This window comes from Reichenbachiella sp., from assembly GCF_039941815.1.
GTDB lineage: Bacteria > Bacteroidota > Bacteroidia > Cytophagales > Cyclobacteriaceae > Reichenbachiella.
The window spans coordinates 26,801-38,863 of the sequence record NZ_JBDVDW010000059.1; the positions used below are offsets into that span (position 1 = coordinate 26,801).

Sequence of the window (12,063 nt, forward strand, 5' to 3'; positions counted from 1 at the left end):
CTTAGCAACATCAAAAACACCAACAATAAATCAACTTCCATCGTTCGGCTGGTCCCCCAACTTCAGAAACGATTTGTACATTAAATCGTGAATTTTAGTACGAGTATTGCTTTCTATTAGTTTATAATTCTGAGGATCGGGGTAAATCCTGTTTGAAAGGAAAATGTAAATCAAATTGTATTTTGGGTCTGCCCAAACTAAAGTACCAGTAAAGCCTGAATGCCCATATGACTCATCAGAAGCATAAATTGAGGAATTTCCAACTGATCGATTAGGTTTGTCCCAGCCTAATGCTCGCCTATCTTTTTCGTTATTTTTCGAAGTAAAAACTTTGATCAACGAATCTGAAAAATACTGAACCCCACCGTAGTATCCGTTCTGAATCATCATTTGCATGTACTTTGCCAGATCATTTGCATTAGAAAATAGACCGGCATGGCCGCTTACCCCGTCAAGAAGAGCAGCGTTCTTGTCATGTACCACCCCTTGAAGTAAAGTAGATCTAAAACTCCGATCTCTCTCCGTAGGTGCAATTTGATTTTTTTGAAATTTTTCTAGCGGATTAAAGGAAGTATGATCCATGCCCATCGGCCCATATACCTGCTCCTGAATAGATTGATCCAAAGGACATGAACAATGTTCTTCAACCAGATCCTTCATCGCCATAAATCCCAAATCACTGTACAGATATCTATAGGTGCCATCCTCATTGGATAGGCTATTGTATTGAGACCTCCCTATCCATGACTGAATAGAATCAGACCAATCCACTGAAAGATAATTATGAGTTCTTTTTCTTTTTTTGTAGAGGAAGGTTGCGCTGTCAGCATCGTATTTTGCATATCGCCAAAATGGAATGTAAGATTTAAGACCTGATTTGTGAATCAGCAAATCATTAACGGTCAACTCTGACTTATCCGTAGATCTATAGGCGGTAAGATAATCTCCCAATCGACTTGCTAATGACAAACTACCTTCCTGCATGCGATCCATCAATGCAGGAACTGTCGCGACCGTCTTGGTCACTGAGGCAATATCATACATATGATTCCATTCCACCGGGGTAATACTATCATAAGTCAAATAACCGAAATTTTTGTCATAGAGCACCTTTCCATCCTTTATCATTAGAATCTGACATCCAGGTATCATTCCTTTTCTAATGGCAGAGGCGACTAAGGTATCAATACTGTTGAGACAGGTTGTATCCACGAGGCTGAATCGCTCGCGCTCATAACTGATTCTGCCGATTGCATTTCTTGTATGTCCTCGATTGACAGCACTCTTGTCAAAATATCCTGGCAAAACTCCCTCTATTGTATGCACTCCAAATGCCATTTCCACCATCATGCCTAAGTGATCCTTGGGTGATCGAACTGTCCACATTAAAGCAGGGAGTTCGTCTCGGTTTTTGATGAAATTTGCATTTCCACCGTAAAACAAAATCAGGGATCGGCTTCGATTTAGTGCTACGCATTGAGACTTGATCCGCTCAAACATCTCATCGTCTTCTATCGAAGTCAGATCAATCAAGACTAAGGCATCTGCCGGAAAAACATCAACAAGTGAATCAGTTGGAAGGTCCAATATGGCGAGTGAAAAGTGTTGTGCGGATTGATATCGATCTACTCTAGACTGAAAAATATTATTATCTGCTGAAAGCGTATAAAGCTTTCTGTTTTGTAAATGCTGTATTGGAATCAACTGGTAGTCATCAGCGACCAGGGTGATAGCGGACTTTTCAAAATCATCTCTCAGCTCGACAGGTAGCACTTGCTCTTCTATCGGAAGACGTAATTGGCTTTGAACAAATCTCAACAAACCAAAATACTCTTTTACACTTCGTTTGAAATACCCCTTAGCAAGCATGTTTTCTAATAGGAGGCTATTGATCAGCGATTGTGATTTGGCATGTCCGGATAGGACTGTGAGGTCGACGCCTCTTTCGATTTGTATCAGGCTTAATTCTTCTTGCCTTACCTTATCAATGACCAATCGTTTGTCTTCAGTAAGTTTTCTATATTTCTTAAGTGACTTTTTATCCAATAATCCACCGGACGCCACTCCTTCTACATGCAAAAGAGAAATTTGATCAGTCGATACTAACCCACTCCTATCTAAGAAATCTTGCCAGAGCTGGTCTTGAAAAAAAAAGGATACATTGCCAATTTTCAGTCCATTGAGATAACTCAATACTTTCTGCAAATCATCTGAAGTATAATGTCGGGGAAAAGCTGGAAGCTGAACCAGAGCCACACCCATACTTCGTAAAACGGTGGCGTGAATACGACCCAGCTCATGAGTTTTGGCAGTATCTCTTTGACATTCTACAATAGATTTTGTAGGAAAGTCCAACTCGTCAAAAGGGAGCTCAAAAATGCTTGACATTTTCGTTATGTATAATAGCGGTGACGATCCCAAAGCCTGGTTCTTCTCTATCCATCGTTTGACATCCAGATGATTACCATCCTGCAGCACTATGCCACCAATACCGTAGGTGCGAATCAGACTTTCAGCTTCTATACGGTCTGCAAAGTCGTTAAAATCTTCTATTTGGTATAGCAGTGTAGGCAATCTAGTCTTGTCCTTTGACCATTGGGCGTAGAGACTATCCCCATCCATAGGATTAGGAGTGAATTCGAGTGCCCACGCCGAATAGTTCAAAACAATTAGGCAACTGATGAAACCAACTCTATTCACAATTGTCCGTAATAAATTAGAAACTAAGTAAGTTTGCATAGTGAATAATAAAAGTAGTTACTACAGGTGGATATTTGCAGTCATGCTAAAATTATTCAGATAATATTTAACCAACGAATGCCTTGCATAAAGAGTGCCATTTTTTCCATAAATGGTAATTTATGATTTGATTTGTTGGACACATAGAACCATACTTTATGAAATTACCCTCTTTGATTCGTACCAGTAAATTTAGCCGCTTTCATTACGAGCCTCGCTATTATGATCCGATCAAGGAGGAGATTGAAGGCAAGCTAAGAGCCGCAAGGGCCAACCAAGGCTCAGATAATCAGAATAGTTACGACACCTCCAGTATAAGTGCCGCTTTTAGTAAGAGGCAGAGAAAATCGAGTCATGCATCTGTTGTTCAGCTGCTTTTTGCAGCAGCCATGATAGGCACAGCTATAGGATGGTATTTTTATGGCAATGATATTTTCTATGTCTACCTGGCGCTCTCCCCTATCTATTTTTATTTTAGAATAAAAGGAAGAAATAAACCAAGAGATTAATGCCTGACATCATCAATCTTCTTCCCGACGCTATTGCCAATCAAATAGCTGCTGGTGAAGTAGTACAAAGACCCGCCTCGGTAGTAAAAGAATTATTAGAAAACAGCATTGACGCTGACAGTATGACTGTACAACTGATTATTTCAGATGCGGGGAAGGTATTGATTCAGGTGATCGACAATGGTTTGGGTATGTCTGAGACCGATGCTCGGATGTGCTTCGAGCGACATGCCACTTCCAAAATTTCGACCTCCGAGGATCTTTTCAAAATTAGAACTATGGGTTTTCGTGGCGAAGCACTGGCTTCTATAGCAGCAGTCTCCCGAGTGGAACTCAAATCCAAAACTGCGGAAGCCGAATTGGGCACCTTTCTCCACATTGAAGCTTCAGAAACAAAAAAACAAGAACCTGTCTCCACAAATCAAGGCACTTCTATTGCTGTTAAGAACCTATTTTACAACGTACCAGCCAGGAGAAATTTTCTTAAAAGCAATCCTGTTGAGATGCGCCATATCCTGGACGAGTTTCATCGAGTAGCTTTATCCAACCCTAATGTCGCATTTACCCTGACGCAAAATGATAAGGAAATCTATCAGCTGCCAGCTGGTAAACTAAGCCAACGCATTGTTTCAATCTTTGGTAAGAACTATCAGAAACAATTGATTACTTGCCAGGAAGAGACTCATTGGCTAAAAGTTCAGGGTTACATCGGAACACCAGAGTTCTGTAAGAAAACACGCGGTGAGCAATTTTTCTTCATCAACAATAGATTTATAAAAAGCAGCTATCTCAATCATGCGGTGCAAGGAGCCTATGAAGGCATGATTCAGGAAGGTCAATTTCCTTTTTACGCACTATTCGTTGAAATGGACCCCATTCATATCGACATCAATGTGCACCCGACCAAAACAGAGGTTAAATTTGACGATGAGAGAAGTGTTTATGGAATTATAAAGGCGGCAGTCAAACAAGCCCTTGGTAAACACAACGTCACTCCGAGTCTTGATTTTGGATCAGATGTAAACTTTAAAAACCTCGCCATTGACAACTCCCATTTCAATACTCCTACACGTTCGGAGAACAGTTATGGAAGCTTCAAATCCTTAGACAAACAAGGCAAGAGTACGAGATGGGATGAAATGTATGAGCAAGCCATAGATGAATCCAAACCCACTCCGGCCGAAATCAGACAAGAGGAATTGGCAGGATTGGAAAATCAAATGACATTTCAGAGTGAGGCCAACCAACAACAATCCGTTGAACTCGACCTCGAAGAATCAAGTGCGCAACCGATGCTTATGCATGAACGGTATGTTCTAAAGCAGGTGAAAAAAGGCGTGATGGTGGTGGACGTTATTTTGGCTCATGAACGAATCCTGTATGAGAGATATTTGGAGCAACTTCGTAAAAAATCCGGCGCGTCTCAACGCAGCCTATTTCCCGTGAGTCTAGAGCTGAATCCTGCCGATTATTCGCTGGTTGTGGAACTGCAAGATGAAATCGGTGCTTTAGGATTTGAATTCGAAGAGTTTGGAAAAAATACTATTGCCATCAATGGGATACCAGCCGAAATAAAAAATGTAAATGAGAAAGAGCTTTTCGAGGGCTTTCTGGAGCAGTTCAAATTCAACAAATCAGAATTATCACTCAGTACTCAAGAAAATATGGCGCGTTCTATTGCAAAACGCTCCGCAAGTAGAACAAAAATCTCAAATGACAGTATAGAGTTAAGGACATTGATCGATCGATTATTTGCCTGTCATCAACCCAACTATACGCCGAGCGGCACCCCAACATTTATTATATTGGGACTTGAAAAAATTGTAGAGTTTTTTAATCAGTAACTCATGTTTCAACTGACACCTATTGTCAAAAATATTCTAATTATCAATGCGGTTCTTTTGCTGCTGGAGACTATTGTCAACATCAGTCTTGCTCCAATATTTGGAGTACACAGCCTGTATTCTGACCAGTTTTTTATATTTCAATATGTGAGCTATATGTGGCTCCATGCTGGTTTATGGCATTTAATTGGCAATATGATCGTGATATTTTTCTTTGGTCCAATGCTCGAACGCATTTGGGGACCCAAGCGATTTCTTACTTTTTATTTGATTGTTGGTATCGGAGCCGGACTAATCTATGGCATCGCTGATCTAATCGACAAAAATGGGATAAAAAACGATGCCATCGAGTTTTCTGCCAATCCCAATCCAGATGATTTTTATATATACATTCAAAATTATGGCGAAGGATACGATATCGCTGCGCTAACAGATATTGCAGACACCTACTTTGACAATGCAGAACATCCAGGCAGAATCAACGAGGCTGTGATGATCGTAAATAAAATCTACGACAACAAGTTGAATAATCGAATGATCGGCGCGTCTGGTGCTGTTTTTGGCGTGCTGTTGGCTTTCGCCATACTATTTCCAAATACAGAGATCATGTTGTTGTTTCTTCCTGTGCCCATCAAAGCAAAATATTTAGTGTTTGCGTATGGCTCTTGGGAAATTTATTCCGAAATTTTTAAGAAGACAGGAGACAACATTTCGCATATCACGCATTTAGGTGGGATTATTGTCGCTTTTATCGTATTAAAAGTTTGGCAAAAACAGCGTGGTGATTTTTATTAATACTTTATTTGTATAAGAATATGATGGACAATATGCTATACGAGTTTAAAGATGCATGGCGCAAACCCAACAACGCCCTGCCACAAATTATCATCCTCAACGTGGTGATATTTTTGTTCTTAGTCATATTAAACTTGTTTGGAAAGATTAGCGCACTAGCCGAAATCAATCTATTCATCCAAAGACAATTTGCAATTCCTGCTCAATTTTCAGAATTCATCTATCGACCTTGGACAATTATTACATATGCTTTTGCTCACAGTCTCAGTGGAGTGATGCATATTCTGATGAACATGCTTTTTCTATACTGGTTTGGTAAACTGATCGTGGAGTACCTTGGCAATCAGAAGCTTATCAATATCTATGTAATGGGTGCAATAACAGGTGCTCTCTTATATTTATTAGCCTACAACACCATCCCTGGACTTGTAGGAACCAGAGCACAGATGGTAGGTGCATCGGGTGCTGTCTATGCAGTAGTTCTAGCCGCGGCTACCTTGATTCCAAACTACACCTTCTTCCTTTTCTTCTTTGGACCTGTAAAGATTAAGTACATCGCTCTTTTCTTCCTGGCCACGTCGCTCATAGACTTAAATGGTCCCAATATTGGTGGTAACATCGCACATATTGGAGGGGGATTGATTGGAATCATTTACATCAAGCAACTTCAAGCAGGAACGGATTGGGGTGCCTGGGTGGGTGTAGTCATGAGATTTTTCAAAAGCTTCTTCGTCACCCAGCCGAAGATGAAGGTGTCGAGTCAAAAAAAATCAAAAGCTTCCCGAGGTACATTTACAGGAAGCTCAAGTTCGACCGCCAGCAACATAGCTGATCAGGCAGAGATCGATAAGATTCTAGACAAAATTTCACAATCAGGATACGACAGTCTGAGCAAGGAGGAAAAGCAAAAACTCTTTAATGCTAGTAAAAAAGGATGACCTTCTTTTTTGAAATCAGAAATCTGTCAATCGCAATTTTCCTTTCAGGAGTAATAGTCTTGTCATTTTCTTCTTGTAAAGAAGAAGGCGATGTGATCTTCCATGACAGTTTCGAATATTATGACATAGGTGTACCCCCCACTGGTCCCTGGACAGGATCTGGTAAGGGGGTAATCAGAGTAGATTCGACCAGGAGTCATACTGGAGACTTAGCCATATATTTTGAATCTGGCGAAGGTTTTAGTGAGCGGGCTTTTCTGAAATTGGTAGGCACGCCTGTGTTTCCTTTTGCATACAATCGAATGAGAGGGTCATTTTACCTCTGGTTGGAAGAAGCCTCTCCAGACGGCATACATTGGACGATGATTCAAGCGAGTGGCCCAAATAAAGATGGGTATAGCAGTGATGTTCGCTACGGTGGTCAGCACGAAAAAAGACTAATGGCTAACTATGATACGAAAGGCCGCAATACTGACTGCTGGCAGCACTCGGCTGTTTCGATTCCTGAAAGGCAATGGATCAAAATAGGTTGGCAATTTGATGGATCAAAAAATTCTGCCAGATTTTGGCTGGATGATCAATTGATTGAGGATCTTTCAATAGATGGCAAAGGACAAGACTGTCTTGCTGATGACTTAGCAGGTGATTGGGTATTTCCGAGGTTTGATGAGCTGTTGATTGGATGGGTGGACTACCAAACCGGTGGCGGGACTCGACGATTTTGGATAGACGATGTGAAGCTCTACCACTGAGTTTTCGGTTTGATCCGAACAGTAAATGTAAATTTGGTACCTGCTCCGAGAGAGGATTCTACCCATATATTGCCTCCCGCCTCATTGATGATCTTCTTTACCGTGGCTAGTCCTACACCTGAACTGTCCTTGGCTTTATCTTGATTGACTTTATTGAATAGTTTAAACATTTCTTCCTGATGCTTTTCAGCCACCCCAGGCCCATTATCAGCTATTGATATATGGTAGTAATGATCATCCATTCTACTAGAAAATTCAATCGTACATTGTTCTTTATCATTAAACTTGATGGCATTGCTCATCAGGTTGGAGATGACCTGTCTCAACACGGTAGTGTTATAACTAATTTCTGGCAGATCATTCTTAAAGATAATTTTCGCATTGCCTTTGGCAGTAAGCGTATCCCCCACTTCTTGAATGAAGGGCTGCAAGTCGATCCTATCGAGTTTGGCATCTCGTCCGCTTGCCTTAGAATATTGCAATATCCCGTCTATCAAAGAGCGCATCTTATCATTGGTCTCATTGAGTAAGCTCAGGTATTGTCTCACTTCTTCGGGTTGATCTTCTCCTAGTGAGCTTTCGATAATGGATACCAGGCCTTTGGCGTTATTGAGTGGGGATTTTAGATCGTGCGAAACGGTATGAGCAAACTGCTCCAGGTTCTTATTGATGCTTTCGAGCTGCAAATGGTATTCCTTGGCCTCCTCTTCCTGTAGTTTGCGCTTTGTTATATCATGGCCCATCGAAAGGTAGTTCACAATTTTTCCCTGGCTATTAAAGAAGGGCACTATTGTAGTATCTACCCAATAGCCGATACCCTCTTTATTCAGGTTCATGATTTCGTTGTGCCAGATATTGCCTTGACTGATAATCTGCCACATCCCATCCCAAAACATTCTTTTGTGATGATCTGATTTCAGCAGGTTATGATTTTGGCCAATCAACTCACTTTTGGTATAGCCAGATATCTGGCAGAACATATCGTTGACATAAGTGATATTACCGTTTTCATCCGCAATACTTACAATGGATGATATGTCTAAGGCAGATTGATAGCGGCTGACTTCCTGTAAGGAAAGCAGTAAATCCTTGTTGGTTTCTTTCAGGTTGTCAATGTCCGACTGTCTGTCTTCGAGAGCCACAGTGACTATATTGAGCGCATCAACAATAGAAGCGCTGGCATCATTTTTATCAAATTGGGGGATCTCCTTTTGGGATCGAACCACCTCCATATTGACTATGATATCAAACACCTCCTTTATCGTCTCTTCGCTCATTCCGAAATAATTAACCCATTGAAGCCTCACCAGGAATGGCGCGTCCTTGCAACTTCTTTTATACCTACCCTAATTACCGCATTTTTTGAAAGCTTTCAAAAAGAAACATTCAATTCTTTACTAGCGACGTTCATTTTCTTTCCAGTACTCAGTAGCGTATCTATCCACACATAACCCTAAAGTAAACTGAATCCAAATAAAGGCGTCCAAAGCCAATACTTTATAAACATTGCCTTCCTGAAACCTTCGAGCCGACGTCAACACCTTTGATTTTATCAATCCTACTCTTCCGTATTTTCGCATTGCTCTACAGAAATATGCGGCTTCCATAATTGGTTTGGATGGGAAGCCTTTCGTCTTCTCAAATACACTCTTATTACAAAAAATGGCTTGATCACCAAAATATTTACCATCCAGTCGATATCGAATTCTATTCAGCCATTCTGTGAATCGATAAATTACCCCTTTGCCGTCCATTTCAAATTCAAAGGCTCCACCCACCGTGTTTGGACGATTGAGATACTCAGAGATAAGCAAATCAAAATCTATAGGCACGTGGCTATCAGCATCCAAGAATAGGAGCACTTTCCCATTGGCTAAATTCCCTCCTCTGTTCAGAGACTTGTATTTGGCACCCTTCAATGCAGGGTCCTGATCTAGGATATCAACTTTGCCCTTTACCATACCCATGGTATCATCGCTACTCCCGGCATCTATTACTATTATCTCTAAATCAAGTTGTCCGGATTTCTTCTGATGAAGCGTATCAAGAGTTTTCCCGATATAACCAGCTTCGTTCAACGTAGGAATAATGATACTTAGATCCATGTAATAAAGATAATCAAGATAAATAGAGATTGATCAAACAAGGAGAGGTCTTAAAGAGTTGATAGCAGTTTCAGAGAATAAATCTCATTGTCATTAAAATGATTTAGTTGTATTAGGTTTGCCCAGATGACTAAGGCAACGATACTGGATCTGGATAAGGTAGAACAGGAAGAAAAATCCGGCTCAATATTCTGCCTCCGTGGATCTCAAAAATTCGATTCTGTTCCTGAACTTGAAGATGGATTAATCAAGGCGATAAACTATGAAGTCCGCGAGGAACTTTTGAAACTACCTGAGCAAAAACTCGATGGGCAATCTTTTCTCAGAGCTTTAGGCTGGAACAACACCAGTATTTGGTTTTACCACAAATTTAGATTGTATTTTGATGTTAGAAATGTGCTTTATGACATAAGGAGAATTGAAATATTAGCAGAGAAATTTGATTCATTACTGATTATCACGGAGCAGTCACTATTCAAAGAATATAACTTTCCAAATCATGTTGTTGTAGAGTATCGTCCAAGAAAAAACAGAATCAACAAGGTCGCATTATTCAACTTTCTTTTTACCTCTTTCCTAAGATTGTTATTGGGGTGGGTAAATCAGAAGACGATTTCCAATAAAACGGTACTTATTGACAATAGAGCTAGCTATCGACATACGCTATCAAGTAAAGGCACGACCGCATTCCTAAACTCATATTTTTTTGAATTAAGCTCACTTTTTAAGAAAAGTGAATTGATCAATCTGGATATTTTGCCTATACCCAAATTTGACAAGGTTTTTCCGTTCTCTTGGAAGAATATTATTGCACCTGATGATCGTCATAGAATTTTTGAAGAATCAATACTGTTTAGAGGTTGGTTTAGCGCGTCAGTCAATCAGTTAACTGAAAGTACAAGCAGTACAATAAAAAGTCAGCTTGAAAGTGCTAAAGAAACGGTTTCTTTCACGTCTATACAAAAATTATTTATTGCTCGATTGCTAGAATTACAGCCAACCACTCGTCTATATCTAAAAAAATACTTTTGCTATGATAAATATTTGAACCGAAAAAGACCGAAAAAGATTGTTGGCATAGATGAGTATAGTCCCAACATGAGACTGATTCATGAGTCGGCAAAACAAAATGGTTCTACTTCTATCGGGGTTCAACATGGCACTATGCATGAACTACATCCAGGCTATTTGTATTCAACTATTGAAATGGATATGATGCCTATTCCTAATAAAACTTTGGTTTGGGGGGATAGATGGAAAAGATTTCTTACTTCTGATGGAAATTATCCTCCGGACAGACTATCAATAGTTGGTCAGTTGAGAACTGACCTCATAAGCACTCTTCCCGAATCCGAACACAAGGATCAGTTGGTGGTACTTTTTGCCAGTCAGCCTCAAAGAGATTTCAGGCTAAGAAGGCTGACTGCTGAAAGTGTCTTTAAAGCCGCTAAACAATTCACCAATTGTACGCTGATCCTAAAACCACACCCATTGGAAACTGACCTTGACTACTATAGACAAATTGCAGATAAGTGTGGATGTCAAAATTATGAAATAGACCAGAAAACCGATTTGTATGTATTATTAAAAAAATGCGACGTGCTTATTACAAGTTTTTCGACTGTCGGAACAGAGGCAGTATACTTCAAAAAACCACTTATTATTTTTGATCCTCTGGATCAGGATGTAATGAAATACATGTCAGATGGAGTTGGACTACAGGCCAAAAATGCATTTGACATCGAGCAACACCTTCAACACATTAGTGACGGTAAAATAGTTGTTTCACCGACTAGTCAGAATATTTTCATAAGCGAAAACGCATATAAAATAGATGGCAACGTTGGCAATCGTGTGGTTCAAGAAATCAGCCTTATCTGATTTTCATTACTCTTGATAGTGCTTCTTCTAAGAGTCCGTGTTCTTCCAGGAGCGACTCAACAAATTCCCTAAACACGCCCTCTCCTCCTTTTTTGGTCAAAACCTTATCTGCAAATTTTGCAAAATATTTAGGTGCACTTGAAGGCAGGGCAGAATATCCAACCTTTTCCAAAACCTTTAAATCGTTGAAATCATCTCCTATATAAGCCACATTTGAAAGGTCTATTTTAAGATCATTACACAATTTGGTCAAAGTTTCCAGTTTGTTTTTCTGTGCTTGAAATACGTAGTCTATTTTGAGCTTTGCAGCTCTATTCTCTACTATGGTAGTATGTTCTCCTGTAAGGATACAAACTGGAATATCCATCACTTTGGCAAGAAGGACACCTCCTCCATCGTAGACATGGAATTTTTTAAGCTCTCCGCCTGCATTATCATAATACATTCCACCATCGGTCCATACCCCATCAATATCAGTTGCAATAAGTTTAATATTCATA

The 12,063-nt window shown here is 40.0% G+C and carries 10 protein-coding genes; 6 read left to right on the top strand and 4 right to left on the bottom strand.

Annotated features, from left to right (window positions below):
* Positions 1–30 precede the first annotated feature (30 nt).
* Positions 31–2,664, bottom strand: coding sequence for a serine hydrolase (locus ABJF11_RS12835; RefSeq protein ID WP_348120270.1), 2,634 nt, complete (start codon positions 2,662–2,664; stop codon positions 31–33).
* Between the two features lie 233 nt (positions 2,665–2,897).
* Here ABJF11_RS12835 and ABJF11_RS12840 point away from each other — a divergent pair, with 233 nt between their 5' ends.
* The 5 genes from ABJF11_RS12840 to ABJF11_RS12860 are packed head-to-tail and all read left to right on the top strand — an operon-like array spanning position 2,898 to position 7,577.
* Complete coding sequence (locus tag ABJF11_RS12840; RefSeq protein ID WP_348120271.1) at positions 2,898–3,248, top strand: hypothetical protein; 351 nt, start codon at positions 2,898–2,900, stop codon at positions 3,246–3,248.
* The gene (gene mutL / locus ABJF11_RS12845) at positions 3,248–5,092 is read left to right on the top strand and encodes a DNA mismatch repair endonuclease MutL (RefSeq protein ID WP_348120272.1); all 1,845 of its coding nucleotides are present in this window, start codon (positions 3,248–3,250) and stop codon (positions 5,090–5,092) included. The genes ABJF11_RS12840 and mutL overlap by 1 nt, the downstream gene beginning before the upstream one ends.
* Positions 5,093–5,095: 3 nt before the next feature.
* On the top strand, positions 5,096–5,887 hold the full coding sequence (locus ABJF11_RS12850) for a rhomboid family intramembrane serine protease (protein ID WP_348120273.1): 792 nt from the start codon (positions 5,096–5,098) through the stop codon (positions 5,885–5,887).
* A gap of 20 nt (positions 5,888–5,907) precedes the next feature.
* Positions 5,908–6,825 carry a rhomboid family intramembrane serine protease gene (locus ABJF11_RS12855; RefSeq protein WP_348120274.1) on the top strand — a complete coding sequence of 306 codons (918 nt, stop codon included), beginning with the start codon at positions 5,908–5,910 and terminating at the stop codon, positions 6,823–6,825.
* Positions 6,822–7,577 (top strand): hypothetical protein, encoded by a 756-nt coding sequence (locus tag ABJF11_RS12860; RefSeq protein WP_348120275.1) that lies wholly within the window; start codon positions 6,822–6,824, stop codon positions 7,575–7,577. Before ABJF11_RS12855 ends, ABJF11_RS12860 begins: the two co-directional genes overlap by 4 nt.
* On the opposite strand, the gene ABJF11_RS12865 is transcribed toward ABJF11_RS12860, so the two are convergent.
* Positions 7,568–8,854 (bottom strand): PAS domain-containing sensor histidine kinase, encoded by a 1,287-nt coding sequence (locus ABJF11_RS12865; RefSeq protein WP_348120276.1) that lies wholly within the window; start codon positions 8,852–8,854, stop codon positions 7,568–7,570. The genes ABJF11_RS12860 and ABJF11_RS12865 overlap by 10 nt on opposite strands.
* 120 nt (positions 8,855–8,974) lie before the next feature.
* On the bottom strand, positions 8,975–9,682 hold the full coding sequence (locus tag ABJF11_RS12870; protein WP_348120277.1) for a glycosyltransferase family 2 protein: 708 nt from the start codon (positions 9,680–9,682) through the stop codon (positions 8,975–8,977).
* A 126-nt stretch (positions 9,683–9,808) separates the two neighbouring features.
* On the opposite strand from ABJF11_RS12870, the gene ABJF11_RS12875 reads away from it, so the two are divergent.
* Positions 9,809–11,563 (top strand): CDP-glycerol glycerophosphotransferase family protein, encoded by a 1,755-nt coding sequence (locus tag ABJF11_RS12875; RefSeq protein ID WP_348120278.1) that lies wholly within the window; start codon positions 9,809–9,811, stop codon positions 11,561–11,563.
* Here ABJF11_RS12875 and ABJF11_RS12880 read toward each other — a convergent pair.
* The gene (locus ABJF11_RS12880) at positions 11,556–12,062 is read right to left on the bottom strand and encodes an HAD hydrolase family protein (RefSeq protein ID WP_348120279.1); all 507 of its coding nucleotides are present in this window, start codon (positions 12,060–12,062) and stop codon (positions 11,556–11,558) included. The genes ABJF11_RS12875 and ABJF11_RS12880 overlap by 8 nt on opposite strands.
* Position 12,063 lies beyond the last annotated feature (1 nt).

What these genes read in the sequence shown, in the direction of transcription:
- ABJF11_RS12840 (WP_348120271.1), top strand. Translation starts at nt 2,898, where the DNA reads ATGAAATTACCCTCTTTGATTCGTACCAGTAAATTTAGCCGCTTTCAT.
- mutL (WP_348120272.1), top strand. Translation starts at nt 3,248, where the DNA reads ATGCCTGACATCATCAATCTTCTTCCCGACGCTATTGCCAATCAAATA.
- ABJF11_RS12850 (WP_348120273.1), top strand. Translation starts at nt 5,096, where the DNA reads ATGTTTCAACTGACACCTATTGTCAAAAATATTCTAATTATCAATGCG.
- ABJF11_RS12855 (WP_348120274.1), top strand. Translation starts at nt 5,908, where the DNA reads ATGATGGACAATATGCTATACGAGTTTAAAGATGCATGGCGCAAACCC.
- ABJF11_RS12860 (WP_348120275.1), top strand. Translation starts at nt 6,822, where the DNA reads ATGACCTTCTTTTTTGAAATCAGAAATCTGTCAATCGCAATTTTCCTT.
- ABJF11_RS12865 (WP_348120276.1), bottom strand. Translation starts at nt 8,854, where the DNA reads ATGAGCGAAGAGACGATAAAGGAGGTGTTTGATATCATAGTCAATATG.
- ABJF11_RS12870 (WP_348120277.1), bottom strand. Translation starts at nt 9,682, where the DNA reads ATGGATCTAAGTATCATTATTCCTACGTTGAACGAAGCTGGTTATATC.
- ABJF11_RS12875 (WP_348120278.1), top strand. Translation starts at nt 9,809, where the DNA reads ATGACTAAGGCAACGATACTGGATCTGGATAAGGTAGAACAGGAAGAA.
- ABJF11_RS12880 (WP_348120279.1), bottom strand. Translation starts at nt 12,062, where the DNA reads ATGAATATTAAACTTATTGCAACTGATATTGATGGGGTATGGACCGAT.